Below are 25,196 nucleotides of genomic sequence, written 5' to 3'. Positions count from 1 at the left end.
GTTTTTAACTTTTCTTCAGAGATAGAAAAAATTAAACTTTTTTTTAGAAAAATACTTGTAAAAAAGAAAGAAAACCCTTATAATTAAAGGCAGGAAAGACCGGCAAAATTTTGAGTAAAGAGGATAGCGCTATCGATGAAGGGATACGAACAGTTCGATAACCTTTCAGAAGAAGAGTTATGGGAACAATACATTCAAACCCATGATGAGCTGATACGTAATTATTTCATCGAGAAATATGCACCTCTTGTGAAGTATGTTGCGGGTCGTGTTGCTATGAATGTGCCTAGTTCTGTGGAATATAATGATCTCGTGAGTTATGGTATTCTTGGGCTTATTGATGCTATTGATAAATTTGATCCCTCTCGTGAGATTAAGTTCAAGACGTATGCAGTTACCCGTATTCGAGGGGCTATTTTTGATCAACTTCGAGCGATTGATTGGCTTCCCCGTTCGGTTCGACAAAAATCCAAAGAAATTGAAAGGGCTATTACAGAACTTGAAGGTAAACTAGGCAGACCTCCAACTGATGAAGAGATAGCAGAAGCCATGGATATGCCACTTGAGGATTTTCATGCCCTTCTTCTGCGTGTAAGCGGTAATAATCTTGTTTCCATGGATGAAAGCTGGTACATCAATGACGGTACGGAAAGTTCTCCGACTTCTATCGAGGAAACCCTCGAAAGTTCTGATGCCTACAATCCGGATGTGGTTGCTGAAAAACAAGAAATCAAAAAAATGATTGCTAAAGCACTTATGGAGCTTCCAGAACGAGAACAGCAGGTGTTGATTCTCTATTACTATGAGGGACTCACTCTCAAAGAGATAGGGACCATTCTCAATGTTACCGAATCCCGTGTATCCCAGCTCCATACGAAAGCTATTCATATCCTGCGAAGTAGACTTTCCCAGATAAAAGAGGGCTTTTCTTCAAAATAAGCTTAAAACAAAAGGAGGACAATTATGGTTATGGATACTCAACCAACGTGGGAAGCGGCTTGTGATAGTGTTACTGACAAAATTGAAAAAGAAATCAAGAAATTCAAAGATAAAAAAATGAAGGAACACCATCGTTCCAATCACAAAGAGATTCCCGCAGAGTAAAGACATGGAAAGTCAGCCTGTTTCCCGGGTACTCACGGTTGAAGAGCTTCTCAAAATCAACGAAGAACAAAATCTTGCTCTGGGGCTTGAACTTCTCTCTTCGCGGGAAACATTGCAGCAAACCATTACGAGTGAAGAAATTGACCGGCCGGGGCTTCCCCTGGCCGGATTTTTTGAGTGTTTTCAGGGGGAACGTGTTCTCATTATGGGCAGGGGGGAGATTGCCTACATCAAAAAGCTCGAAGTGCAAAAAGACCTCACGAATCTCGAAAAACTCTTTCACTACAAGGTGCCGGCGGTTGTCGTTACCCATGGACAGGAACCACCACAATCTTTGGTAACAATGTGTGAGCGTTATCAGGTACCACTGTTACGTACAAAACTTCCCACCAAGCAGTTTATTCCTTTTGTGACGCGATTTCTTACCGATTATTTTGCTCCCAGTGTCAATATTCATGGAAACCTTGTCTCAGTGTATGGTATAGGTGTTCTCATCATTGGCAAGAGTGGCATTGGGAAGAGTGAGGTTACGCTGGGACTTGTTGATCGTGGGCATAAGTTTATTGCTGATGATCTGGTGAAGATTCGTCGTCTCAGTAAAATTGAGGGGTATGATCTTGTAGGGGAACCTACTATTCATCTTGGTGCTTTTCTTGAGATTCGAGGTGTGGGGATTATCAATATTTCACAGTATTATGGGGAAGGACGGATCCAGAAAAGTGAAAGCATTGGACTTATCGTTGAGTTACACGAATGGGATACACGTTATCAGTACGATAGGTTGGGTATTGATGAACGATTTGAACGTATTCTTGATGTGGAGATTCCTAAACGTACTATTCCTGTTTCCAATGGTCGCAACTTGCCACTTTTGATTGAACTTGCTGCGTATCGGGAGATTATGCGTCGGCTTGGAAGAAACTCCGCCGAAGAACTCGATCAAAAGCTTCTGGGATTACTCAAGAGATAGACTTTCTCTCTGTCTCCTTTTCGTTTTGTTGAAACTCTTCGTAGAGTTTTTGGAGATTTTCCCACGAAATGCCTACGAGATTCATCTGACGGAAGAATCGAGGGCATTCTTTTGAGATGAAGAGCTCCTGTTTGAGACGGAGCACATGAGCATATCCCTGATCTGAGACGAAAAAACCAATACCTCGCTGGTTGAGGATGATTTTCTGACTTTCCAGGTAATTGTACGCTTTTACCACTGTATTGGGGTTTACCGATATTTGGGATGCCATGTCCCGGATGGAAGGAATTCGTTCTCCAGGTTTCCAGACACCACGCAAAATCGAATCACATACCAAATCAGCTATCTGAAGGTAGATTGGTTGTCCGGAATCAAACTCCATAGGAGACCTCATGTTTACAAAATGAACGGTAGGCAAGCCAGTAACCTAAAAAGCCCGATATATAGAACCCTATCTTCCCAATCATAAGGAGTAGCCAGAAGATACTTTTGGCTAATGACGGGGGGACAATACCCTGAGTAGAGTAAAGGACAATGCCATTCCACGAAACCACCGTACCAAAGAGAAGCTGAAAAATGGGGGTAGAGAGAAGGGATATCAAGATCGATGCTCCAAAGATGAGGAAAGCTGTTTTCACAAAGGGAAGATGAGGAAAAACCGCTGAGCCCCAGAAAAACCAAGCCTGAAGAACAAGAAAAAAGAGGTACCATTTCCAAATCCATCCATAAAAGGGCAGAAAAACCGGTATCAAAGATCCTGTGAGATAGTAAATGAGAAGCATGATGAAAAGAGAGTACACAAAAAGTGTTCCAAAAGCAAGAAAGGGATAGATTATCAAAGAGCCTAATATTTTGCTGAGAAACTTTTCGTTTTGGCTAGCAGGCAGCAAAAGATAAAACCCTTCTGGTTGGTTGTGCAAGTCCCAAAAAGAGAAAGAAGACAATAAACACCAGAGAAAGCCAAAAAGTAGCATATCCCCGCCAAGATGAAATGTTTGTTGCATTTCTTGAGGTAAAATTTGTATATAACGGAGCCATCCAAGGATAAAAGACATCACCAGAAAGACTAAAGCTATCAACAGAAGCATCCAGAGAAACCGTTTATAAAGAAGCCGAAAATCTATGACAAACAGACGCCATACTCGTTTGAGATTCATTGTGATCTTCTCCCTAACTCTCGAAAAAGTCCTACCTGTCGTATACTTGCCTCAAATAAAAAAGAGAGAGGAATTCTCGTTTCCTCATCGTCTTCTCGTTTCAGAAGCACCTGATATCCCATTGGGGTAGCTTCAGCATAGAGGGCTTTTTTGACGAGAGATTCATCATTGGTGACTTTATAGCTAAAAAGCCTTTCGCATTCTTCTAAAGAGGCAGAAAAAATCACCTCCCCATAATGCAGGATAACTATCGCATCGAGAAGGGGCTCTACTTCTTCGATGTGGTGGGTTGCTATGACCATTGTTTGATGTTCTTTTACTTGCGACGCTATGTGTTTTCTGAGAATATGTTTGGTAGTGATATCAAGACCGTTTGTTGGCTCATCCCAGAAAAGGTATTCCGCTTGCGTTGCCAGGGAAAACGCGAGATAGAAGCGCTTCAAATACCCAAACGATAGCTTGCCTAAATATTCATAAGGATTGAGATCCATTGTTTTGGCCAATGTATGAAAAAGTTTTACATCGAAAGATGGATAGAGAGGGGCGTAAAGATCGAGAAATTCATAGATTTTTAAGGGGGGAGTGTAGGGTTTTTCTGCAACAAATGAAAGACGTTGAAGATAATTGACCGGCCTTTGCCGGATATCCACACCATCTACGGTGGCTTTGCCATCAAAACGGCGAATAAGACCTGCCATTAATCTGAGCAGGGTTGTTTTTCCTGCTCCGTTGTGTCCTAACAAACCATAGACGTGACCTGGCTCAAGCTGTAATGAAACATCTTGAAGTAAAAAATTTTGCTTTGGAAGATAGTAACGGACGTTTTCCAGACAGATCATAAACTTTCCTACTGTTCTATAAAAGTAATACACTTATAGTATACTGAAGAAAAAAAATCTTGTCAAGTAAAAATATATGAATATTGAAGATTTCATGCTATTATTCTCCAAAAAACTTTTTGCAAGAAAGATTCTTGTTTGTATAGGTTTACGAAACAATGTTTCTCCATTTTGGGTAAAATACTATGAGAAAACATCATTTTTCTTGCGAAGGGGCTGCGGGAGTTTTGAAAAGAGGGGCGTTTCACTTCATACCAACCTGGCTAAGAAATGGAAAAAGGTGATCAAGAAGAGAAGACATGATTTTCGAAAATTTGATTTTTATTTCTTTTTCTCGTACAATAGCTCTATTCAGGTGGCTTTTGCCTTAATAAAGGAAATCCGGTGGAAATCCGGTGCAGCCCCCGCTACTGTGAGGTGGACGAAATTCGCAAGAAACCACTGGGAAACCGGGAAGGTGCGAAGAGTAGGGTGAAGCCAAGCCAGGAGACTTGCCTGAAAATCTTTGAACGGAGGGTTCGGCTATGAGAGTCTTTTCAACTGATTCGTAACATTGTTCTATTTTCATTTCTTGCGTGGTTCTAAAACTTTGTTGGTGTCTTTTCATCTTTTTTTCATCACAAGGAGGATTGTTCTATGAAGACTACGGTTACAGGATTCCCGCGTATTGGGAAAAATAGAGAATGGAAAAAAGCCCTTGAAATTTTTTGGGCTGGAAAGATTTCTGAAGAAGAGATTCTTCAAGAGGCACAGAATATTCAGCAGCAGCATTTTGGTATGATGAAGGATCTTGATTTCGTGCCTATTGATTTTGCTCTCTACGATCACATGCTTGAGACGAGTTTTTTACTTGGTGTTCTTCCTGATCAGGTTCAAAAGTCTTCACTTTCCCATCTGGGAAAATACTTTGCTCTTGCCCGTGGTTTTCAGGAAAAGAGTGTTGATATCAAAGCCTGGCCAATGAAAAAATGGTTTTCCACAAACTATCACTGCGTAAGACCAAAAATCTCCCCTGAAACCACCTGGGAAGCTGATCTTTTCTTTCTTGAGTACAAGAGCACGCTGGTAAAACAAAATCCAAATAGGCGATGGGTGATCCCTGGACCCTATACGTTTGCCCGGTTAAGTATCATTGAGGATGTTCCAGAACACGAGTGGCAACAAAAGCTGCTTCAAGCCTACCATAATCTCTTGAAACGTATTCCAGGGGATGTCCAGCTGGATGAACCGGCTCTTGTTTTTGATATGACAAACAGGGAAAAAGAGCTTTTTCTTGCTTTTTATGAGTCTCTCTCATCGTATGGAGAACGTCTCTTTCTTCAAACCTACTTTGGGGATGTGAGAGATATCTACGAAGAACTTGTCCAGCTCCCTGTGAAGGGAATAGGGCTTGATTTTGTGGAAGGGAGCGAGAATCTCTCTCTTATTGAAAAGTTTGGTTTCCCTCCGGAAAAGATGTTGCTCTGCGGGATAGTTGCGGGGAAAAACGTATGGCGAACGAACTATGAAAAGGCTCTTTCGCTTCTTGGCAGGATCGCTTCATATCTTCCCAGGGAGAATATTGTTCTCTCCTCGGCATGCTCTCTTCTCCATGTGCCGTATACTATAGAGGGAGAAAGTTTTCCGGAGGAGATAGAAAATGGGGTATGCTTTGCCTTAGAAAAGGTAGAAGAGATCCGTCAACTTGCTCTTCTTGGGGATATTCTTCACTACCAGGATCATCCCATTTTTCAAAAAAATAGAGAGATGATAAGCAAGCTCACAGCAAGGGACAGGGATTCTCTCTGCCTGCAAAAGCTTTCTGCCCTCTCAGAAAAGGACTTCCAGCGGGCTCTGCCCGTCGAACAAAGGCTCCCTCTGCAGAAGGAGGTTCTCAATCTTGCTCCTCTTCCCACGACGACGATAGGATCCTTTCCACAAACGCCTGAATTAAGAAAACTTCGAAAAGGATTTCAGGAAAACGTGCTCTCTGAAGAAACCTACAAACAAGAAATAAAGAAAATGATCGCCTCGTGCATCAAAACCCAGGAGGAACTCGGCATCGATGTTCTCGTTCATGGGGAATACGAACGTAACGATATGGTAGAGTATTTTGCCTCTTTTTTGAAAGGCATGACTACCACAAAGAATGGATGGGTTCAGTCATATGGATCCAGAACGACAAAACCCCCTCTTTTGTATGGTGATGTGACTCGAGTTTCCTCAATGACGGTAGAGTGGATTACCTATGCGCAGTCTCTTACCACAAAACCTGTCAAAGCCATTCTTACCGGGCCGATCACGATCATCAATTGGTCGTTTTGCAGGGAGGATATTTCCCTCAAGGAGGTAGCGTACCAGATAGCTCTGGCTCTTCGAGAAGAGATAGAAGAGCTCCAACAAAAGAATATCCGTATCATCCAGGTGGATGAGGCAGCTCTTCGGGAGAGGCTCCCCTTACGGAAAAGTGAATGGCAGAGTTATCTTGATATTGCCACTTCGGCATTTCGCCTGGCAACCTCGACTCTCTTGCCTGAAATTCAATTGCATACCCATATGTGTTACAGTGAATTCAAGGATATACCAGAGGCTATTGAAGCGCTGGATGCTGACGTTTTGACCATTGAAGCCTCACGTTCTGAGCTCGATGTTCTTGAAAGTTTACGTACCTATTCGCAGAAACGGGATATTGGACCGGGGGTGTATGATATACATTCTCCTCGTGTGCCTTCAGCAGAAGAAATAGAAACTTTCATCCAAAAACTACTCTCCGTGATTCCTGTTGAACACCTCTGGATCAATCCTGATTGTGGACTTAAAACACGAAAAGAATCTGAGGCGTATGCCAGTCTTCAGCATATGGTGGAGGCTACTCAAAAGATAAGGAAAAATCTTTTTTCGTGACGGTGTGTCCCCGAAAAAGGGAGTGGTGTATCCACTCCCTTAGGGGATAACATTTTTTGTAAGGAAGAAAGGTGTTTTTTTAAGTTTTCCCGTTGCGTCAAATAAAAAAGTACTCGAAATTCGAATCATTGCCTCATAAAAAAAAGTACTCAAAAATTCCATACAGTTTCCTCCAAATTTTTGTTTTTTACATTCTTTTTCTTTTGAAGGCTGTAAAGTTTTCTCTGGCAAGCTGTAATTTTTTGTCTTAGGTGAAACAAATCGAGAGCCTTATAAAGCCTTGTTAGGCGTTCCTTTTGTGCCTCACTTACATAAGAGCTTTCTAAAAGCCGTTGGTAGGGAGTTTTAATATCATCATGCTTCTTTTGCACCTTGCTTCCGATTCTCTTTTTCTCTGTCATTTTCATAACCGGTTGAAAAAAGTTGGCATAAAGCCTGAGATACGCATAGAGTCGGTTCAAGTAGTAGACTTCTTCCTCGGTATCGTAGCGGAAGTATCCAACATTCTGGCGGACTATGGAATAGTTTTTCTGCTCAACGTAGCAGTTATCATTGGAACGGGAGCTTCTCCCCCTTGTAAATTTTATCTGGTGCTTCTCACACCAATCGCGTAGAGGATGATTAATAAATTCAGCACCGGTATCAGAATCAATTCCCCGTAACTCAAAAGGAAGTCTTCTTTGGACTTTTTCTATGGCTTCTCTTACCCATTTTGAAGCCTTGTTTTTGATTGCCACAAGCTCTGTCCAACCGCTCCAAACATCCACCATATTTAATGTTTGAGCAAAATCTCCCCGGCTATTTCCTCCCTCATGGGCAACCAGATCAATCTCCATGAACCCAGGGCAATTTTCATCCCACTCTGCCCACGTGCGTATAGCTATTTGTTGCTTTAACAACGTTCCAGGCTTTGTACCTTTTTCGTCCCTTTTATCTCAAGCTTTTACGCTCATGCTTCAAAAGTCGGTCAATACTTGAAGCACTTATATGGCGCAAGTTTTCTATAGCCTGTGGAGAACCGTGGAGATGTCCGTTTGCTAAGAGATTATCTAAAACTTCATTTAAAATTGGCTTTAAACGTTTGCCACACATGTAGTTTTCAATTTCCCAGACCTTTTTTAGAAGTTTTAGTTCCTCTTCGCCGAATTTTTCTTTCTGCCAGGTCTTTTGCCCTTCTTGGCTATGTCGGCTTTAAGGTAATTTTTCTTGCCTACATAGATGGTTTTCCGTGCTCAAGAGCCTGGCGGCATAGTTTCGATTTTTAGGCCTGTTATCCTCACAAAATAATCCAGTATCTCCATTTTTTCCTTTTTGCTGGCTTTTTGATACTCTGCTTCGACAAGCTCAGCATATCATTTCGCCGTTTCCCTGTAAATAGGTCTTTTTTCAGACCTCGTTAACCCAATTCCTGTTGGCGAGCCTGTCGAGCCACGGTTGGCGAGCCTGTCGAGCCATGAACTGGATTATTTTACACAAATTTAAAGTACTTTTTTATTTTGAAGCAACGTTCCCTTTTCGAGTACTTTTATTATGAAGCAATTCGTGGGTTTGACTTTTTTCTCCTCAGATAGTATAATAAAAAAGCACAAAGGAGGAAGATCATGTCTCGTTTCTGGGTAAAAATCGGGAGTGTTGTCGGAATCTTATTTTTGTTTATCGTGTTGATTCTGCAGAATGTCACTGTCGTGGCTGTTAAACTGTTTTTTTGGAGCTTCCAGCTCCCTCTCATCGTATTGATGCTCATATCACTTTTGGTTGGGTTTGTTGTAGGACTTCTTGTTTATGGGCTTGCTGCTCAAAAGCTTCACTAGCTCCCCCACACGATGAAAACTAAAATCTTTTACTATTGTACCTCTTGTGGCTATCGCTCAACCAAGTGGTTGGGAAAGTGTCCTGAGTGTGGAGAATGGAACACTTTTGAGGAGGTACAAGAAGAGGAAAAAAAGTCTTTTGGTGAGGCATCTTATACCACTGTATCTCTTGCTCAGGCTGAAACGCTCCCTCGTCTTTTTTCAGGAGAGGTTGAACTCGATCGCGTCATCGGTGGCTTCGTACCAGGTCAAACAATTCTTCTGGCTGGAGAACCAGGGGTAGGAAAATCAACGCTTCTCCTTCATCTTGCTGATATATTTGCAGAAAAAAAACGAGTATGTTACCTCCATGGTGAAGAATCTGCCTCCCAGATTAAGCTTCGAGCGCTTCGCTTAGGGATTACGAAGGACTTTTGGCTCCTAGGAGAAACACGTGTAGAGATGGTTCTGGAGTTCCTCGCTCACCAAAAACCCGATATCCTCTTGGTTGACTCAGTCCAGATGTTAGAACTCGCCCGTTACAGCTCTCCCCCTGGGAGTATTCTCCAAGTACGAGAGTCTACCCAAACTCTCGTGAGAGCCTGTAAATCACAGGGAATACTCCTCATCTTGGTGGGACATATCACGAAAAGTGGACAAATCGCAGGTCCCAAGATTATTGAACACCTGGTGGACACTGTACTTTTCTTTGAACAAGACAAAAAGGGCCTCTACCGTATCATTCGTAGTCTTAAGAACCGCTTCTATGCTACTGATGAATGGGGAATCTTTGAAATGACTTCTACAGGGATTCATTCCTTAAGTGCTACAGCCTCCCTCTTTCGGCATGAGTACGATAATCTCCCCGCAGGAGTAAGTTTTTATCCACTCCTCGATGGCAACCGGGTCATCCCTGTTGAGGTTCAAGCAATTGTTGTAACATCTTCTTTTAGCTATCCCCGGAGAACAGCGGAAGGGTTTGATATTAATAGACTTTATATCCTGCTTGCTGTTTTAGAACGCCAGTTAAACTATCAATTCTCCAAACTTGATGTCTATGTCAATATCACTAGCGGTCTAGATGTAGAAGATACTGCTCTCGATCTCGCAGTAATTTCAGCCCTTATCTCTACCTATACCCAGATACCTCTTTCTCTTTCCTGGCTAGTATTTGGAGAGGTAGGACTCGCTGGTGAAATCCGAATGGTACGAGGAGGGGAAAAGCGTATAGATGAGGGATTTAAACTAGGTTTCTCTCAGGTCTTCTATCCTTACGGCATCAAAACTCAAAAAGCCGAAGGAGTAAAACCACTCCGTCATATCCAAGAACTTGCTCTTTTGATAGAAAACTCTAAAAATCCCTCCTAAGCTTTTTCATTGAAATTCTTTGGATTTTTTGTTGATTTTTTTTGATCTTGTGAGTATAATTTAATTGAACTTTGTAAATTCTTATTAAAGGAGGTACGCATGAAAGGAACGAAAATCTTTTTGTTTGTTGGAGTAATAGCAGCTACTCTACTATTTTTCGGATGTAGTATGGATGAAGAGTTGTCAGACAGTGAGGCTGAGTTTCTTGCCTCACAGATAGCAGATTCGGTTGCTAACCCAGAATCGGGAAGTTGTGCAGAGCTCAATACAGTTGCTATGGCTACTACTACAAACACCAACAGCACAGTACATACGACGATCGTCTTTACATTTACCAATGGCAGTGATTCAACTCGTTTTAGTTGGGACAGTACTACGAATGGCTACAAACGCACAGCAAGTAACGTAAGTGTCTCGGTAAATGGTGGGCAGGTAACCGGTACTATCTCATCGTTTAGCTCTAGGATCTGGTTCTATACCTCCCTCGATGCTACAGGCACAGGCGTACAACTCGTATGGCCTTATACAATGGCTGCTAACAGCTCTGTAAAATCAGCGAGAGTTGAACGTAACTACGTGGCCTCTCTTGAGAATAATTGGAATGGTGCTACAAGAACCATCCAGGTGAATGCGAAATATACCGTCACAGGTATCAACGATAGTGTAGACGGTGTAATTGTTAACGGAACTAGAACAGCCACCGGAACTTTTGAACGAGATGTTTTTTCTGGAAACTTTACCATCACTCATACCTTTAATAATGTCACTGCTATCCGCACCAACATCAACGGCACAAATTGTACCGTTTATGATGGTGATGTCACTATTCACCTCACCGGAACTACCAAAGGTCCCAGACGAACAAGAAATTACGATGTAACAACAACTGCACATTTCAATCGAACACGACAAGTAACTGTCTCCGTTGAAAACAAGACTGTTACTGTCGACATCGTCACAGGGAAATAGTACCTTCTTCAGAAGCAAAAGCCAGGATCGTGTCCTGGCTTTTGCTTTTTTTATTCTACTCATCTTTTATAACCTTAGCCTAAATCAATAGAATTGATAAAGAGTTTATTTTGCTTTGAAGGATTAGTTATTTCTCTGTGAACATTGTGATTATTTTTCACAAGTAAATGGTAACAGCGTATTAGGCAGTGTATACTTAATTGTGTCTGGTAGGAAAAAGATAACCTCCTGTGATAATATAAATAAAACTATCACAGGAGGCCAGATATGATTGAGACGAAGAATATTTTAGAGCTATTCAAACCAATTGTCAAGGAAGTATTAGAGAGTATGTTAAAAGAGGAAAGAGAGATTTACCTGGAAAACAATCCTCCCACAAAAGGCAATGGCTTTTACGAAAGGGATTTAAAGACAGCTTTTGGCGAGCTTACAGCCATACGTGTTCCAAGAACAAGGGATAATGGATTTAAAAGTGCCCTTCTTCCCTATCGCAAACGCATCACAGAAGACTTAGATGCATTAATCAGGGCTATGTTGATATCAGGAATGTCAACAAGGAAGATAGCACAGAAGTTTTAAAAGCTTTATGAAATAAAGATTTCTTATGATAACATCTCAAGGATAAGCCAGGTAGGCATAGAAGAGATTCAGAAGTGGCGTAGTCGCCCTCTCATGGAAGAATATGCCGTGGTATTTCTGGATGCTATGGTGTTTCCTATCAAGAGAGATAGGGTAGAAAATGAATCAATATATGTAGCTATAGGCATTACACCTGAGGAAGACGGAGATTTTAGGATACTACCTGCCAGGAGGCATGGAAAGTGCTTATAACTGGCGGGAAATTTTGCTAGATATAAGAGAAAGAAGTGTCAAACAGATTCATTTTATTGTCTCTGATGGCTTAAGTGGTATGAAAAACGTCATAACAGAGATATATCCCCGCAAAGTATCAGCCCTGTGTAGTCCATGTCATGAGAAACATACTGGCTAAAGTGAGAGTTCAACACAGAAATATCATTGCCACTGAAATAGAAGAGGTATTTCATGCCAAAGACAAACAGGAGGCAGAACAATTGTTTATGAAATTTATACAAAAATGGAAAAATATCTATCCCAACTTAATGAATAACCTCTTGACAATAAGAGAGAATATATTCACTTACATGGAATTACCTGAAGGAATACGAAGCATGGTGTATACAAACAATGCCCTGGAAAGACTCTTTAAAGAACTTAAAAGGAGATTAAAAACAATGGAAATGTGTCAAAGCGAGGCTTCAGCTGAGAAATATCTTTACCTGTTATTAAGATACCAAAATGAGAAGTTCTTAAAAAGAAAGTTAAAAAATTGGGAGTATTACTTTCAACTCTATCGTGAGCAACACTCATACACCAAAGAAAATATTCACAGCGAGGTTATCCTATGACTAGACACAATTTTCTTGACACAATGGCGTATTAAGGAGAAACTTTTCGTTTTTCAAGAAAAGTTGTATTGTTTTATCTAAAACCTGACCTCTAGAAAACGATAAGGTATTTTTGCAAAGGTCTCTGTGGGAATTTATTGTATCACTCGATCCAATAAATCGTTTTCATTGACACCCCGTTGCGTCAAATAAAAAAGTACTCGAAATTCGAATCATTGCCTCATAAAAAAAAGTACTCAAAAATTCCATACAGTTTCCTCCAAATTTTTGTTTTTTACATTCTTTTTCTTTTGAAGGCTGAAAAGTTTTCTCTGGCAAGCCGTAATTTTTTGTCTTAGGTGAAACAAATCGAGAGCCTTATAAAGCCTTGTGAGGTATTTCTTTTGTACCTCACTTAAATAAGGGCTCTCTAAAAGCCGCTGGTAGGGAGTTTTAATATCATCATGCTTCTTTTGCACCTTGCTTCCGATTCTCTTTTTCTCTGTCATTTTCATAACCGGTTGAAAAAAGTTGGCATAAAGCCTGAGATACGCATAGAGTTGGTTCAAGTAGTAGACTTCTTCCTCGGTATCGTAGCGGAAGTATCCAACATTCTGGCGGACTATGGAATAGTTTTTCTGCTCAACGTAGCAGTTATCATTGGAACGGGAGCTTCTCCCCCTTGTAAATTTTATCTGGTGCTTCTCACACCAATCGCGTAGAGGATGATTAATAAATTCAGCACCGGTATCAGAATCAATTCCCCGTAAATCAAAAGGAAGTCTTCTTTGGACTTTTTCTATGGCTTCTCTTACCCATTTTTAAGCCTTGTTTTTGATTGCCACAAGCTCTGTCCAACCGCTCCAAACATCCACCATATTTAATGTTTGAGCAAAGTCTCCCTGACTATTTCCTCCCTCATGGGCTACCAGATCAATCTCCATGAACCCAGAACAATTTTCATCCCACTCTGCCCACGTGCGTATAGCTATTTGTTGCTTTAATAGCGTTCCAGGCTTTGTACCTTTTCGTCCTTTTATCTCAAGCTTTTTACGCTCATGTTTCAAAAGTCGGTCAATACTTGAAGCACTTATATGGCGCAAGTTTTCTATAGCCTGTGGAGAACCGTGGAGATGTCCGTTTGCTAAGAGATTATCTAAAACTTCATTGAGAATCGGCTTTAAGCGTTTGCCACACATGTAGTTTTCAATTTCCCAGACCTTTTTAGAAGTTTTAGTTCCTCTTCGCCGAATTTTTTCTTTCTGCCAGGTCTTTTGCCCTTCTTGGCTATGTCGGCTTTAAGGTAATTTTTCTTGCCTACATAGATGGTTTTTCCGTGCTGCCTCAAGAGCCTGGCGGCATAGTTTCGGTTTTTTAAACCTGTTATCCTCACAAAATAATCCAGTATCTCCATTTTTTCCTTTTTGCTGGCTTTTTGATACTCTGCTTCGACAAGCTCAGCATATCATTTCGCCGTTTCCCTGTAAATAGGTCTCCTTTCAAACATCGCCAACCCAATTCCGGTTGGCGAGCTTGTCGAGCCACGGTTGGCGAGCTTGTCGAGCCACGGTTGGCGAGCTTGTCGAGCCACGGTTGGCGAGCTTGTCGAGCCATGAACTGGATTATTTTACACAAATTTAAAGTACTTTTTTATTTTGAAGCAACGTTCCCTTTTCGAGTACTTTTATTATGAAGCAATTCGTTTTTTTGCAAAAAAAAGCTTTCTTTGCTATAATACTTTTGAGGAGTTTTTGATATGCGTCTTGCTGTTTACCCCGGTTCTTTTGACCCCTTTACCAATGGACATCTCGATATTGCCCTTCGGGCTGCAAATATTTTTGATCATGTGATCATCGCGGTCCTTCACAATCAATCCAAACAACCTCTGTTTACGGTAGAAGAAAGACTCTCCATGATCCGAGAGATCTTTGAAAAAGATCCACGATTTTCGGTAGACAGCTTTTCCGGGCTTTTAGCCCACTACGTGAAAAAGAAACAGGCAAATGCTATCATTCGCGGGTTACGAGCTGTTTCGGATTTTGAGTTTGAGATCCAGGTTGCCTCGATGAACGCCCATCTCTGCCCTGAGGTAGAAACCGTCTTCCTCATGGCTAGTGAAGACAACCTCTTCGTCAGTTCATCGATCATAAAAGAGATTGCCCTTCTCGAAGGAGATATCTCCGACAAAGTTCCGGCTCCCGTCTGGCGGGAACTTTGCCGTAAACGCAACACCTGAAAATACCGTTTTCAAGGAGTTGATATATGGCATTCAAAGACAAGATCCTGTCCATTGCCAAGGCAAACCCCCGTCGACTGGTTCTTCCGGAGGGAAGAGATATCCGGGTACTGAAAGCCGCAGAGATAATCATCCGGGAAGGTTTCACCACAGAGCTTTACGTTCTGGGAAATCCAGACGAACTCCGTGCAATGGCAGCCGCAGAAAACATCTCTCTCGATGGCGTTATCCTTCACGATCACACCAAATCCCCCAAGCTTAACGACTATATACATCAACTCTATGAGAGCCGCAAAGCCAAAGGAATGACAGAAGCCGAAGCAGCAGAACTCATGACAGATGATGTTTACCATGGAGCTATGATGCTTGCCAACGGTGCCGTAGACGCTATGGTCTCAGGAAGTCTCACGCCCACAGCAAAAACCGTGCGGGCATCGCTTATTGTTGTCCGACCAGCTGAAGGTATCAAGACAATCTCCGGAAGTTTTGTGATGGAGGTCCCAAACTGTACCTATGGAGCCAATGGGCAATTTATTTATGCTGACTGTGGTGTTGTCCCCGAACCGACTCCTGAACAGCTGTGTGATATCGCCATAGCATCAGCGAAAACCTGTCGCCAGCTCCTTGGGGTTGAACCCAAAGTCGCATTTCTCTCCTTCTCCACCCTCGGAAGTGCTACATCTCCCTCTGTGGAAAAGGTTCGCCAGGCTATTGAGATTCTCAAGACAAGAAATGTTGACTTCGTTTTCGATGGCGAACTCCAGTTTGATGCAGCCGTTGAACCCTCTGTTGGAAAGTTCAAAGCCCCCAATTCTCCTGTCGCTGGTGAGGCCAATGTCATGATCTTCCCCGATCTGAACACCGGAAACATCGGCTACAAAATCACCCAGCGGCTCGCTAAAGCAGAGGCATATGGTCCCCTTCTCCAGGGGCTTTCTCGCCCTGTGAATGACCTTTCTCGAGGGGCCACACCAGAAGACATTGTCGTGGTGTCAGCAATCACTATCGCTCAGTCACTCTAAGAGTAGCGATGATCACACGAGGGCTTGTTCAAAAAATCCATCAGGGTGCCTACATCCGCCGCTGGAATGACCACCTTCGTCCAGATCAGGGTTTCTCTGAACTGGATAAACAAGCCCACAAGATGATGATAGCGTTTTTTCTCGCAAAGATCGAAGAGCATGTCTTTGGTCAATATATTGACTTTCAGAGGCTTATTGAAGGTGGTCTTTCCCAGTATTTCCACCGTGTGGAGCTCACCGATATCAAGCCCCCTATCTTTCACCGACTGATGGAAAAACACGGGGAAGCCCTCAACACCTTTGTGATCTCTCAATGCCAGAAAGATCTCGAGGCTATTGGCGATGGGGGATTTTTCCAAAGGTTTTGTGTTCATCTAAAAGAGGATCTTGGAGAGGAGAAAAATCTCTCTCTTGAACATCGCATTCTCGCCGCTGCCCACTACCTTGCCACCAAATGGGAGTTTGATCTCATCTATCCCTACAATCAAAAACTCTATGGAATTGCTGAAACCAAAAACCAGGTGGAGGCAAAACTTCTTCTCTATAGAAACCTTGATTCTGTTTCTTATGCTGTCTCAAATCTTGGATACCAGAACCTCTTTGACCTCATCGGACAACTCCGTTTTCAGAGACGATGGACACAAACTGTTCGTATACCCGAAACCTCGGTGATGGGACATTCCCTTGTGGTAGCTATTCTTGCCTATCTTGTCTCCCTTGAACGAGGGCTTTCTCTTTCCGAGGAGGCTGTTCACCACTTCTGGATCGGGCTTTTTCATGATATCCCCGAGGTCCTCACACGAGATATTATTTCTCCTATCAAACAGAGTGTCCCCGATCTGGATACTCTTATCAAAGAAATAGAACATGAAGAACTGGACAAAAAGGTAAAATCCCTCTTTCAGACAAGCGAAACAGATAAAAAGATAGGAGAAGACTTTTTGTGGTATATTAAAGCAGAGTTTAAAAATCAACCCAACCCAACAAAGACAGCCACCCTCTCAGGGGATATGATCAAACACTGTGACCTTTATGCAGCGTATGTAGAGGCTTCCCTTTCCCTCACCCATGGGATAAGAGCCCCTCAACTCGAAGATGCTCGTCGCCGCATTGAGGAAAAACTTTCTCCCCATCATTACGATGGATTTTCATGGAGACTTCTGCTTGACTATTTTGCGTAGCTTACTTGAGTCCAAAACCTATAGCTGAAAGTCCCTCCATCTCATTTGTCGTACTAGTCGCTGAGGTGGACTTATTTGTAATGTAGGTAGTATAATTGGTGATCTCCATTTTATTTGTCGTAACTGCACATTTAGCCACAGCGATTTTGATATCTGAGACAGTACTCTTATCATACGCCACAATTGTTTTGGTCTCGTCGACACTCACCACAGGAAATTCTTGCTTAAGCACGAGCTTTTCGTTCGTATAGTAATCAATGGTGAAAAGATCTTTGGTGATGGTGATAGTGTAATAGTCTCCCCCATAGTAGTACGTCCGAGCACCAGAAGTGGTTACTTCATAGCTTCGTTTCCACTGTACCCCCAACCAGGGAATTGTCGTAGGCGTTGTTGCACATCCCCCGAGAAATATCAAAGCCATTATCATAAGTATCTTAGAGAAATTCATAGAAATCTCCTTGTTTTTTATTATTTTCGGTGAAAATGAAGGGAAAACTTGAATGTTTTCCAACGCTTTAGCATTTTTCAAAATACACATCCCTCTCTAAACAACTTTTTATAAAACTTCCCCTCGTTCATACAGCAAAAAAGAAATGCCTTATCTCTTCCCAGTACATAGACTGGAACCGTGAAAAAGAAACAAACACTTGACAAAAGAAGAAAACTCTATACTATAAAAGTAAAAATACTTTCATATTCATATCATGGTAAAAATCCCTTTTAATAAAAGGAGGTATAAAGATGAAACAAAAAACTTTTCTTCTTTTCATGGTTCTGGCAGGTTTGGTGGTGTTAGGGTGTACAACGACTTCTCCTGAGCCAAAAACAACCCTTACTATTGAGAATCAGACGGGACTCGATCTCGAGCTTGTTTACTGGGGAGATGTTTCTTTCAATACCACTCAGATCTGGGATGAGGCATATCAGGAATACTATGATGGATTACCAAATGGTGAAAGTTGTACAAAGGAAGTTTCCCCGGGTGTTCATAACATCGAGTTTTGTGTCGTCAACGATCCAAACAGTTATTACATCTCGGATATTGAGGTACAAAAAGGAGAACAGAAGGTTTACGTTATTCCCTAAAACGCTTCAAAAGCGTGGCATAGGGGTATGTGATCATACCCCTTTTTTCGTTTTGTCCCGAGAAACCTTTGGGTTTGTAAAACTTGCCTTTTCCTTCAGGGTGTGTTATGATAATAACAAGGACACATTATCTCATGGATGAGAAAAGGCAGGAAGGCCATGACCATCCAAGAAAAACTTTCTCTTCTTGCTGGTGCAGCTCGATACGACGCTTCGTGTGCCAGTTCGGGAAGTGAACGCTATGTGGAAAAGGGTATAGGCTCGACACTCAAGGCGGGCATCTGTCATAGCTGGTCAGACGACGGGCGATGCATATCCCTTTTAAAGGTACTTTTGACCAATATCTGCATCTACGACTGTGCCTACTGTGTCAACCGGCGCTCCAATACCATCCCCCGGGCTATCTTTACCGTCGATGAGCTCGTTTTTCTTACTATGGAGTTCTACCGAAGAAATTATATTGAGGGACTTTTTTTAAGTTCCGGGGTTTTCCAGAGCCCTGACGTCACCATGCAGATGATGATCGATGTGGTGAAAAAACTACGAAAAGAACAGGGCTTTTACGGCTACATCCACATGAAAGCCATCCCGGGTGCAAGCCTTCATCTGCTTGATGAAGCAGGAAAATATGTCGACCGTTTAAGTGCCAATATTGAGCTTCCCTCGGAGGGGGCACTCAAAAAACTCGCTCCAGAAAAAAATGGAAAACAAGTCTTTTCTATCATGGGATATATCACCGATCAGCGTGAGACACTCCTTGCTGAAAGAAAAAAAGGCAAAAAAGCTCCCCTCTACGTTCCCGCCGGTCAATCAACTCAGGTAATTGTGGGGGCTACACCTGACACCGATAAACAGATTCTCCGCCTTTCCCACTATCTCTACCAAAAAATCGGTTTAAAGCGGGTTTACTACTCTGCCTATACCCCTGTGAATCCCGATCCCAGGCTTCCCTCCCTCAGCACTATGCCACCTCTCAAACGGGAACATCGGCTCTATCAGGCAGACTGGCTATTAAGGTTTTACCATTTCGATGTTGATGAGCTTTTTGACAGAAAACACGACTCGCTTGATGAACGGTTTGACCCAAAAACATGGTGGGCTCTCACCCACAGGGACATGTTCCCTGTAGAGGTAAGTACTGCCGACTATGAAACGCTTCTCAGAGTTCCAGGGATAGGGGTAAAATCAGCTAAGCGAATCATCTCAGCAAGACGATACGGTGCCCTTTCTTTTGAGTCTCTTAAAAAAATGGGAGTCGTCATGAAACGGGCTCAGTTTTTTATCACCTGCCAGGGAATTTCCTGTTCACCTCTTGATCTTCACTCAGCATCTTTGGAAGACTTTCTTGCAAGGGAAGAAAACTCTCCCCAGCAACTCTCTCTTTTCAAAGAACCCTTTTAAAGAAGGGGAGAAAACTGGGTTATTACTTCTTTGAGTTCTTGATAGGTTTTGACATGAGAGAGTTGTTGTCTGAGTTTGCGTGCCTGACTATACCCTCGAATCATAGCCAAAAGGGTGGCTCTCACAGGAACAAGAGAATCTGTATGATTTACCGAAAGATATAAACTGGCATACTCGAGCAAAAGTTCTCGTAACTCCTCGCAAGAGGGCTGGCTATAGCTTCCGGTATCCAGATATTCCCGGATTTGTCTGAAGATATATGGTGCTCCAATAGCATGTCTTCCTATCATTACCCCATCAACCCCACTCTCCATCCTGCGCTGAACAGCCAACTCGGGACTTGTAATATCACCATTGCCTATCAAAATCCCGGAATACACCTGCCGAATGGCTCGGATCTGGTCCCAGTGTGCCTGACCGCTATAGAATTGGGAGGCATACCTTCCATGAACCGTAAGGGCATCAACGCCGGCTTTGACAAGCTCGGGGAGAAATGCTTCCCACAGAGGACTATCGATACCCAGTCTGACCTTTGCGGTTGCTATGGCTCCCGCGTCTTTGATAGCCCCGATGATATCCCCCATAGCCTTAGGAAAGGCAAGAAGTGCTGAACCGGCTTGATTTTTCACGACCTTTTTTACGGGACAACCAAAATTTACATCCACCAATCGAATACCAAGACGGCTAGTCACCTTCTGTGTTACCGCGTACCATTTCGCAGGCTCACTTTTTCCAAAAAGCTGGATCCATGGATTTTCTTCACCAATAACATCCAAAAGTTCCCAGGATTTTTTGTCCTCCCGGTACAGTCCCTCAACACTTACCATTTCGGAAACTACAAATCCAGCCCCCCATCGCCGCAGCCAGTCGCGATAAGCCCGATGAGAAAACCCAGCAAGTGGAGCCGCTCCAGCCCACAAAGAAAAGGTAACTCCACCGATAGAAAGATGTCTATTCTCTAACTGCATAGACCTCAAAGGTATCGCCAAGCCGCAAACGTTTCTGAAGTTGTTGCCAGAAATGGGTTGGAGGCAATCCCATTCTCTCAGGATGAAGCCCGAAAATCTCCTCCCGTACTATCCGAAAACCAAAACGTTTGAGAAAAATCTCTATCCCTTTCAATGAGGGTTCAGTGCAGTGTTCTTCAGGACGACAGCTAAGATATTTTTTTGGGTTGAAACGAGCAAAGGCACCATAGCCATTGGGAAGTCCAAGCGCCAGACACCCCCCTGCGCGCAGCTTTTTCCCGAAGATGTCCATAAAATTCTCAATATCCTGGATATGCTCAAGGGTAAACCAGGCCGTCACCACATCTATCGTTCCCTCCACAAGATCAAGCGAACGATACAAGGGATACCCAAACCTATCCCTGACATAGCGAATGGAACCCTCATGAATCTCTACACCAGCCACATCATACCCTGCCATATGTGCCTCATCCAGGAAAAAACCATACGCCGCACCAACATCCACAAGAAAGCCCTTTGACAAGATGGATTGAATAATGGAAAGGCGGCGACGGGCATAGGTTCGTATCATGGGTTCATCTTCCTCGTAGGACTTTCCATACACCTGTTCATAATGATCCTGGAAATACGTTTCATCATACACATCCACCGCGCTGCAAAATACCTTGATATTGGATTTACACTTCAGGCACTGATACAGGGTATTCTTGCTTCGATGCCACACACGAAGATGATCAGAAAGACAATAAGGGCACCTCATTTGACTTTGAGAAATTTTCTTTTTCCTACTTTTATCACACGTTCCTGGTTCGGCTGAAGAAGGAAGCCCTCCTGGGTCACCCTTTCTCCATCGATAGAAACAGCATTCTGCTGAAGCATCCGACGAACCTCACTTTTGGAAGGGAGGGTTGCACTTTGAATAAGAACATCCATAAGGGTCATCGGACCAGAAAGAACGAATTCTGCCATTTCATCCGGGGTGCCTTTTTGACGAAAAATGCGCTCAAACTCCTCATGACAGTGTTCGGCTTCCGCTTGAGAATAATAGAAGCTCACAATCTCCTTCGCCAGGAGAACCTTATAATCCCTCGGGTTTGCTCCCTGTTTCATCTGTTGCTCATAAAGCTTGAGTGTTGTATCCGGGACATCCGTCAGAAGCTCAAAATATTTTAAGATCAAACTATCGGGGATAGACATCACTTTCCCAAAAATCTCGGAGGGTGGTTCGTTAATACCAATATAATTTCCAAGGGATTTGCTCATCTTCTGGGTACCATCCGTCCCCTCAAGAAGAGGCATGGTAAGAATTACCTGCGATTCCTGCCCATACTCTTTTTGCAGCTCTCGTCCCACCATGAGATTAAACATCTGATCAGTTCCGCCAAGCTCCACATCCGCTTTCAAAGCAACAGAATCATACCCCTGAATCAGGGGATACATAAACTCAATAAGAGAAATAGGTCTGCCTTCCCGGTAGCGTTTTCCAAAATCTTCTCGTTCGAGAAGCCTTGCAACGGTATAACGGGCGGTGAGATCAAGTACATCAGCAAAGGTCATTGTCCCACACCACTGGCTGTTAAAGACAATCTCTGTTTTCTCCGGATCAAGGATCTTAAAGATTTGCGTTTTGTAGGTTTCTGCATTGGCGAGGACTTCTTCTTTTGAAAGTCGTTTTCGAGTAGAAGATTTCCCGGTAGGATCACCAATCATGCCGGTAAAATCTCCGATAAGAAAAATCACATGGTGCCCGAGCTTTTGAAATTGACGAAGTTTTCGAAGAACCACCGTATGTCCAAGGTGAAGATCGGGTGCAGAAGGATCGGCACCAAACTTTATACGAAGTGGCTTATTTTCTTTGCGTGAACGCTCAAGCTTGTTTTTGAGATCCTCAAGGGGTACAATATCCACTGCGCCTCGGGTAATAATAGCCAGCTGTTCCTCAACTGATGGAAATCCCATAGCTATCCTCTTTCTGTTTTTTCTCTATAGTTTAAGGATAAAAAAGAAAAATGTCAATCTTAAAAGAGTTGTATTCTGTCAAATAAATTAAAATGTCACCTTTTTATTGAAATAGAAATGTCACTTTTTTATGCCGAAACTCTACGACCATAATCATCTATTTCAAAAAAGTTCAATTCGATATTTTTCTTAAAAATATGTATACTTCCATCAAGCCAGGTTTTTAAGATAACATTGTCCCCGGGTTTTATGGCTATAGGTTGTTTCTTTTCAATCTGGTATATTCTTTTAGAAAACTTTATTGTATAATCTCTATAGACTTTGCACTCGGCCGTATAACAAACATAGTTCCTTAAGTCCTGATCAGGCATTAATGCAATATGAAAATCTTCATCCGACAGAGGTTTTTTACTAAATTTTCGGTTATTCTTTTCCCAGTAATATTCTTTCAAAAAACGATTGGCACTGTCAATATCCTTTATGTTTTTTAGTTTCATTTCTGCTATTAACCTGTCCTGATGGATCCCATTCCATCTCTCTACGCGTCCTTTTGCCTGGGGACTATGGGCATATATCATTTCTATCCCCAGCCTATGGCAGACCTCTCCAAACTTTGTTAGAGGCAATCCCTGCAAGCTGTTCTTCTATGGTCGCTTCCCGTTTCGTATAGAACAGGCTTTTATAATCACAATAGATCGAATAAGGAATACCGTATTTCATTATCCAGTCAAACAAACATTGCAGCGCTACTTGTGTCGTTTCTCCTGTGTCGAAAAGACCGTAAGATGTGCCTGTAGCATCATCCACCATATTCATCAGACAGACTTCTTTGCCTGTCCCAAACCAGTCGTGAATGCTGCCGTCCATTTGAATCATTTCTCCCAAAATGCTCTTTTCTCGGCCTTCTGGTACGGTGTTTCGCAGTTTTTCTTATTTTCTTCCACAATCCTGTTTCCATCATCCATAAACGAAGCGTTGATGCTCCTATTTTTATATGATGTTCCTCATAAAGCTTTTCAGCTATAAATGTCGGCTTAAAACCTTTATAATTATTCCGTACTATCTGCATAATTTTCTCTTTGATATCACTGCTAATTCTGTGATTCCCCGGTTTGCCTATTAATTTGTGATTGAGGGCTTCATCACCCTTTGATAAATATTCTTTAAAAATTCGAATAAGTTGCCTTCTGCAAATCCCCAGTATTATTGCAGCATCTTTCTGCTTGATTTTCTTGTTCTTTACCATCTCCAGTATTTTTGCCCTCTTCTGTGCTTTAAGTGTCATCGTTATCACCTCTCTCATCTGCAACCTCTCGTTTTTTTAGTTGCAGCATTTTAAAAGGTGACATTTCTATTTGCACAAAGTGTGACATTTTAAATTGTTTTCGACATCTTAAAAGAGTTGTATGAAAAGTGTAAAAGGGAGGAGAATGGTGTTATGGGTTATTACCTTTTTACAGGAGAGACTCGAATGCTCATGTGTCTTCCCTTGTTGCAGTGCAAAAAACGCTAGGTATTACTATTTTGCAGTAAATGTGTGGGACCTGAAAGCTGTTTCCTTGTTGCGGGGGAAAGGTTTTTGCTATTACCATGTTGCAGTCTAGAAACTGGGCTAGCTCTTACCATATCACAGTGAGGCCCTTCAGCTATTCCCTTGTTGCAGTAAGAAAACTTTCTGTTGCCTTGTCACAGTGGGAAAAATTCCAGCTATTACTTTTTCACAGTGGTAAACCTCGCGATAATACTGCAAAAGGGTAAGAGCTTACGTCGAAAACTCCAGCTTAAACGTTTAATCTTTATATGCCCTCTTACAATCTCACTTACTTTGAGATTTGCTCTTACCATGTTGCAGTAAAGAAAAAACTTTCTCTTACCCTACCTTAGGAAATCTCTTGTCCCACACACTGCAAAAAGGTAAGAGCATTTTTCTCAACCCCCAAAATCTCCCCATCGATCTTACTTTTAAAATATATAAAACATCTTTTTTAACAACTATAACAAAAAATTTTCGATATATATAGTGTGAAAAAAATTTTTCAAGGAGAAAACCATGGAAAAGGATTTTTTCACACTCTCAGAAAAAGAATCTTACCAGATCCTCGAAAAAGCCCTCTGGCCAGAGGGGGCAATTTGCCCACGGTGTAAAGAAAAAGCGCATCTTCTCTCGTGCCGGCTCGTGTATCAGTGCCCCAAGTGCGGAAGACAATTTTCCTTAAAAAGCCAGTCCATCATGCGAAAAAGTCATCTTTCGCCAAAAATCTGGCTTTCTGCCATGTTTCTTGTCTGCCAGGATGGGGGGATAAATGCGGTGAAGCTTTCACAACTTCTTCACATTAGCTACAAGGCAAGCTGGCTTCTTCTTCAGAAGCTACGAAGCCTTATGCGGCTTACCAATCGCCATCACACGAAATCCCTCCGAAAGCTTGTCAAAACCTTTTTCTTTCTCTCCGGTATCAAACGTAAGCAAAGAAAAAACCTTTCCCCCATGCAGGTTGTCGAAATTGATGCGGATGATACCCCTTCTAAACTTCACATTCATCTTGTGGATGATGTGAGTAGCGATTGGCTTTCAGACTTTTTTGGCAAGCTTTTCCGCCACACCTCGGTGGAAAAAAGAACGCCTTGGCTTTCCCACCTTAACGATGGGTTGAAAAACCTTCTTGAAGACGTCTATCACTATGGTTGTCGAAAGCACATGCAGCGCTACCTTGATGAGTTTTGTTTTCGGTTTAATATAGAAGATGCTGCCACAAGGGTAGAGGAGCTTTTAAGAAGGCTTGGCAAACGTCGCCAGCTTCTCCCGTGGAAAAAGCTGGTGGCTGAGCCGCTTATTCTTCCCATCTGGGCGTAGGTTTTC

The 25,196-nt window shown here is 42.4% G+C and carries 24 protein-coding genes, 4 pseudogenes and 1 riboswitch; of the genes and pseudogenes, 15 read left to right on the top strand and 13 right to left on the bottom strand.

Features of this window, described 5'->3' with window-relative positions; all coding sequences use genetic code 11:
* Window positions 1–135: 135 nt before the first annotated feature.
* From whiG to hprK, 3 genes are read left to right on the top strand one after another with little or no spacing between them, the layout of a single operon-like run.
* Entirely contained in the window at window positions 136–939 is an 804-nt protein-coding gene (gene whiG, locus KDW03_RS01295; protein WP_271435598.1) for an RNA polymerase sigma factor WhiG, read from the top strand.
* Between the two features lie 24 nt (window positions 940–963).
* Entirely contained in the window at window positions 964–1,104 is a 141-nt protein-coding gene (locus tag KDW03_RS01290; RefSeq protein ID WP_271435597.1) for a hypothetical protein, read from the top strand.
* Between the two features lie 4 nt (window positions 1,105–1,108).
* Window positions 1,109–2,074: an HPr(Ser) kinase/phosphatase gene (gene hprK, locus KDW03_RS01285; protein WP_271435596.1), complete on the top strand. Its 966-nt coding sequence runs from the start codon at window positions 1,109–1,111 to the stop codon at window positions 2,072–2,074.
* Here hprK and KDW03_RS01280 read toward each other — a convergent pair.
* From KDW03_RS01280 to KDW03_RS01270, 3 genes are read right to left on the bottom strand one after another with little or no spacing between them, the layout of a single operon-like run.
* Window positions 2,064–2,456 (bottom strand): GntR family transcriptional regulator, encoded by a 393-nt coding sequence (locus KDW03_RS01280; RefSeq protein ID WP_271435595.1) that lies wholly within the window; start codon window positions 2,454–2,456, stop codon window positions 2,064–2,066. The genes hprK and KDW03_RS01280 overlap by 11 nt on opposite strands.
* A complete protein-coding gene (locus KDW03_RS01275) occupies window positions 2,446–3,231 on the bottom strand; it encodes a hypothetical protein (RefSeq protein WP_271435594.1) in 786 nt (261 codons plus the stop codon). The genes KDW03_RS01280 and KDW03_RS01275 overlap by 11 nt, the downstream gene beginning before the upstream one ends.
* The gene (locus KDW03_RS01270) at window positions 3,228–4,070 is read right to left on the bottom strand and encodes an ABC transporter ATP-binding protein (RefSeq protein ID WP_271435593.1); all 843 of its coding nucleotides are present in this window, start codon (window positions 4,068–4,070) and stop codon (window positions 3,228–3,230) included. The genes KDW03_RS01275 and KDW03_RS01270 overlap by 4 nt, the downstream gene beginning before the upstream one ends.
* Window positions 4,071–4,406: 336 nt before the next feature.
* A riboswitch (cobalamin riboswitch) is annotated at window positions 4,407–4,583 on the top strand.
* 123 nt (window positions 4,584–4,706) lie between these two features.
* Here KDW03_RS01270 and metE point away from each other — a divergent pair.
* The gene (gene metE / locus KDW03_RS01265; protein ID WP_271435592.1) at window positions 4,707–6,953 is read left to right on the top strand and encodes a 5-methyltetrahydropteroyltriglutamate--homocysteine S-methyltransferase; all 2,247 of its coding nucleotides are present in this window, start codon (window positions 4,707–4,709) and stop codon (window positions 6,951–6,953) included.
* A gap of 149 nt (window positions 6,954–7,102) precedes the next feature.
* Here metE and KDW03_RS01260 read toward each other — a convergent pair.
* Window positions 7,103–8,254, bottom strand: a pseudogene (locus KDW03_RS01260) (integrase catalytic domain-containing protein).
* Between the two features lie 300 nt (window positions 8,255–8,554).
* On the opposite strand from KDW03_RS01260, the gene KDW03_RS01255 reads away from it, so the two are divergent.
* From KDW03_RS01255 to KDW03_RS01230, 5 genes and pseudogenes are all read left to right on the top strand, one after another.
* Entirely contained in the window at window positions 8,555–8,764 is a 210-nt protein-coding gene (locus KDW03_RS01255) for a LapA family protein (protein ID WP_271435591.1), read from the top strand.
* Between the two features lie 12 nt (window positions 8,765–8,776).
* Window positions 8,777–10,111 carry a DNA repair protein RadA gene (gene radA, locus KDW03_RS01250; RefSeq protein WP_271435590.1) on the top strand — a complete coding sequence of 445 codons (1,335 nt, stop codon included), beginning with the start codon at window positions 8,777–8,779 and terminating at the stop codon, window positions 10,109–10,111.
* A 99-nt stretch (window positions 10,112–10,210) separates the two neighbouring features.
* Window positions 10,211–11,080, top strand: coding sequence for a hypothetical protein (locus KDW03_RS01245; protein ID WP_271435589.1), 870 nt, complete (start codon window positions 10,211–10,213; stop codon window positions 11,078–11,080).
* Window positions 11,081–11,347: 267 nt separating this feature from the next.
* Window positions 11,348–11,911 (top strand): annotated as a pseudogene (locus KDW03_RS01240) (transposase).
* Window positions 11,895–12,507 (top strand): annotated as a pseudogene (locus tag KDW03_RS01230) (IS256 family transposase). Before KDW03_RS01240 ends, KDW03_RS01230 begins: the two co-directional pseudogenes overlap by 17 nt.
* A 236-nt stretch (window positions 12,508–12,743) precedes the next feature.
* On the opposite strand, the pseudogene KDW03_RS12285 reads toward KDW03_RS01230, so the two are convergent.
* A pseudogene (locus KDW03_RS12285) lies at window positions 12,744–13,900 on the bottom strand (integrase catalytic domain-containing protein).
* A 51-nt stretch (window positions 13,901–13,951) separates the two neighbouring features.
* A complete protein-coding gene (locus tag KDW03_RS01210) occupies window positions 13,952–14,077 on the bottom strand; it encodes a hypothetical protein (protein WP_271435583.1) in 126 nt (41 codons plus the stop codon).
* 165 nt (window positions 14,078–14,242) lie between these two features.
* On the opposite strand from KDW03_RS01210, the gene coaD reads away from it, so the two are divergent.
* From coaD to KDW03_RS01195, 3 genes are read left to right on the top strand one after another with little or no spacing between them, the layout of a single operon-like run.
* Window positions 14,243–14,722 (top strand): pantetheine-phosphate adenylyltransferase, encoded by a 480-nt coding sequence (coaD, locus tag KDW03_RS01205; protein ID WP_271435582.1) that lies wholly within the window; start codon window positions 14,243–14,245, stop codon window positions 14,720–14,722.
* Window positions 14,723–14,748: 26 nt separating this feature from the next.
* Complete coding sequence (gene pta, locus KDW03_RS01200; RefSeq protein WP_271435581.1) at window positions 14,749–15,744, top strand: phosphate acetyltransferase; 996 nt, start codon at window positions 14,749–14,751, stop codon at window positions 15,742–15,744.
* Window positions 15,745–15,752: 8 nt separating this feature from the next.
* Window positions 15,753–16,925, top strand: coding sequence for an HD domain-containing protein (locus KDW03_RS01195; RefSeq protein ID WP_271435580.1), 1,173 nt, complete (start codon window positions 15,753–15,755; stop codon window positions 16,923–16,925).
* A 1-nt stretch (window position 16,926) separates the two neighbouring features.
* Here the strand turns inward: KDW03_RS01195 and KDW03_RS01190 are convergent, their stop codons facing one another.
* On the bottom strand, window positions 16,927–17,373 hold the full coding sequence (locus KDW03_RS01190) for a hypothetical protein (protein ID WP_271435579.1): 447 nt from the start codon (window positions 17,371–17,373) through the stop codon (window positions 16,927–16,929).
* A 293-nt stretch (window positions 17,374–17,666) separates the two neighbouring features.
* Between KDW03_RS01190 and KDW03_RS01185 the strand changes: the two genes are divergently transcribed.
* Together KDW03_RS01185 and KDW03_RS01180 are read left to right on the top strand one after the other, a co-directional pair.
* Window positions 17,667–18,011, top strand: coding sequence for a hypothetical protein (locus tag KDW03_RS01185; protein ID WP_271435578.1), 345 nt, complete (start codon window positions 17,667–17,669; stop codon window positions 18,009–18,011).
* A gap of 159 nt (window positions 18,012–18,170) precedes the next feature.
* Window positions 18,171–19,412: a putative DNA modification/repair radical SAM protein gene (locus tag KDW03_RS01180; RefSeq protein WP_271435577.1), complete on the top strand. Its 1,242-nt coding sequence runs from the start codon at window positions 18,171–18,173 to the stop codon at window positions 19,410–19,412.
* Here KDW03_RS01180 and KDW03_RS01175 read toward each other — a convergent pair.
* The 6 genes from KDW03_RS01175 to KDW03_RS01150 form a co-directional block, all read right to left on the bottom strand.
* Window positions 19,409–20,380, bottom strand: a complete 972-nt coding sequence (locus tag KDW03_RS01175) for a tRNA dihydrouridine synthase (protein WP_271435576.1) — start codon at window positions 20,378–20,380, stop codon at window positions 19,409–19,411. The genes KDW03_RS01180 and KDW03_RS01175 overlap by 4 nt on opposite strands.
* Window positions 20,364–21,140, bottom strand: a complete 777-nt coding sequence (locus KDW03_RS01170; RefSeq protein WP_271435575.1) for a class I SAM-dependent methyltransferase — start codon at window positions 21,138–21,140, stop codon at window positions 20,364–20,366. The genes KDW03_RS01175 and KDW03_RS01170 overlap by 17 nt, the downstream gene beginning before the upstream one ends.
* Window positions 21,137–22,339, bottom strand: a complete 1,203-nt coding sequence (tyrS, locus tag KDW03_RS01165) for a tyrosine--tRNA ligase (RefSeq protein ID WP_271435574.1) — start codon at window positions 22,337–22,339, stop codon at window positions 21,137–21,139. Before tyrS ends, KDW03_RS01170 begins: the two co-directional genes overlap by 4 nt.
* A 128-nt stretch (window positions 22,340–22,467) precedes the next feature.
* The gene (locus tag KDW03_RS01160; protein ID WP_271435573.1) at window positions 22,468–22,974 is read right to left on the bottom strand and encodes a hypothetical protein; all 507 of its coding nucleotides are present in this window, start codon (window positions 22,972–22,974) and stop codon (window positions 22,468–22,470) included.
* A complete protein-coding gene (locus tag KDW03_RS01155) occupies window positions 22,931–23,155 on the bottom strand; it encodes a hypothetical protein (protein ID WP_271435572.1) in 225 nt (74 codons plus the stop codon). Before KDW03_RS01155 ends, KDW03_RS01160 begins: the two co-directional genes overlap by 44 nt.
* Window positions 23,139–23,642, bottom strand: a complete 504-nt coding sequence (locus tag KDW03_RS01150; RefSeq protein WP_271435571.1) for a helix-turn-helix domain-containing protein — start codon at window positions 23,640–23,642, stop codon at window positions 23,139–23,141. Before KDW03_RS01150 ends, KDW03_RS01155 begins: the two co-directional genes overlap by 17 nt.
* A gap of 747 nt (window positions 23,643–24,389) precedes the next feature.
* On the opposite strand from KDW03_RS01150, the gene KDW03_RS01145 reads away from it, so the two are divergent.
* Window positions 24,390–25,190, top strand: coding sequence for an IS1595 family transposase (locus KDW03_RS01145; protein ID WP_271435570.1), 801 nt, complete (start codon window positions 24,390–24,392; stop codon window positions 25,188–25,190).
* Window positions 25,191–25,196: the final 6 nt, after the last annotated feature.

Source organism: Thermospira aquatica (assembly GCF_023525255.1).
Taxonomy (GTDB): Bacteria; Spirochaetota; Brevinematia; order Brevinematales; family Thermospiraceae; genus Thermospira; species Thermospira aquatica.
Note: the sequence above shows the minus strand (reverse complement) of the source record. Positions and strands in the feature narration are given on the sequence as shown.

Excerpts from the sequence above, each read along its gene's own strand:
- whiG (WP_271435598.1), top strand. The coding sequence starts at position 136 with ATGAAGGGATACGAACAGTTCGATAACCTTTCAGAAGAAGAGTTATGG.
- KDW03_RS01290 (WP_271435597.1), top strand. The coding sequence starts at position 964 with ATGGTTATGGATACTCAACCAACGTGGGAAGCGGCTTGTGATAGTGTT.
- hprK (WP_271435596.1), top strand. The coding sequence starts at position 1,109 with ATGGAAAGTCAGCCTGTTTCCCGGGTACTCACGGTTGAAGAGCTTCTC.
- KDW03_RS01280 (WP_271435595.1), bottom strand. The coding sequence starts at position 2,456 with ATGGAGTTTGATTCCGGACAACCAATCTACCTTCAGATAGCTGATTTG.
- KDW03_RS01275 (WP_271435594.1), bottom strand. The coding sequence starts at position 3,231 with ATGAATCTCAAACGAGTATGGCGTCTGTTTGTCATAGATTTTCGGCTT.
- KDW03_RS01270 (WP_271435593.1), bottom strand. The coding sequence starts at position 4,070 with ATGATCTGTCTGGAAAACGTCCGTTACTATCTTCCAAAGCAAAATTTT.
- metE (WP_271435592.1), top strand. The coding sequence starts at position 4,707 with ATGAAGACTACGGTTACAGGATTCCCGCGTATTGGGAAAAATAGAGAA.
- KDW03_RS01255 (WP_271435591.1), top strand. The coding sequence starts at position 8,555 with ATGTCTCGTTTCTGGGTAAAAATCGGGAGTGTTGTCGGAATCTTATTT.
- radA (WP_271435590.1), top strand. The coding sequence starts at position 8,777 with ATGAAAACTAAAATCTTTTACTATTGTACCTCTTGTGGCTATCGCTCA.
- KDW03_RS01245 (WP_271435589.1), top strand. The coding sequence starts at position 10,211 with ATGAAAGGAACGAAAATCTTTTTGTTTGTTGGAGTAATAGCAGCTACT.
- coaD (WP_271435582.1), top strand. The coding sequence starts at position 14,243 with ATGCGTCTTGCTGTTTACCCCGGTTCTTTTGACCCCTTTACCAATGGA.
- pta (WP_271435581.1), top strand. The coding sequence starts at position 14,749 with ATGGCATTCAAAGACAAGATCCTGTCCATTGCCAAGGCAAACCCCCGT.
- KDW03_RS01195 (WP_271435580.1), top strand. The coding sequence starts at position 15,753 with ATGATCACACGAGGGCTTGTTCAAAAAATCCATCAGGGTGCCTACATC.
- KDW03_RS01190 (WP_271435579.1), bottom strand. The coding sequence starts at position 17,373 with ATGAATTTCTCTAAGATACTTATGATAATGGCTTTGATATTTCTCGGG.
- KDW03_RS01185 (WP_271435578.1), top strand. The coding sequence starts at position 17,667 with ATGAAACAAAAAACTTTTCTTCTTTTCATGGTTCTGGCAGGTTTGGTG.
- KDW03_RS01180 (WP_271435577.1), top strand. The coding sequence starts at position 18,171 with ATGACCATCCAAGAAAAACTTTCTCTTCTTGCTGGTGCAGCTCGATAC.
- KDW03_RS01175 (WP_271435576.1), bottom strand. The coding sequence starts at position 20,380 with ATGCAGTTAGAGAATAGACATCTTTCTATCGGTGGAGTTACCTTTTCT.
- KDW03_RS01170 (WP_271435575.1), bottom strand. The coding sequence starts at position 21,140 with ATGAGGTGCCCTTATTGTCTTTCTGATCATCTTCGTGTGTGGCATCGA.
- tyrS (WP_271435574.1), bottom strand. The coding sequence starts at position 22,339 with ATGGGATTTCCATCAGTTGAGGAACAGCTGGCTATTATTACCCGAGGC.
- KDW03_RS01155 (WP_271435572.1), bottom strand. The coding sequence starts at position 23,155 with ATGAATATGGTGGATGATGCTACAGGCACATCTTACGGTCTTTTCGAC.
- KDW03_RS01150 (WP_271435571.1), bottom strand. The coding sequence starts at position 23,642 with ATGAGAGAGGTGATAACGATGACACTTAAAGCACAGAAGAGGGCAAAA.
- KDW03_RS01145 (WP_271435570.1), top strand. The coding sequence starts at position 24,390 with ATGGAAAAGGATTTTTTCACACTCTCAGAAAAAGAATCTTACCAGATC.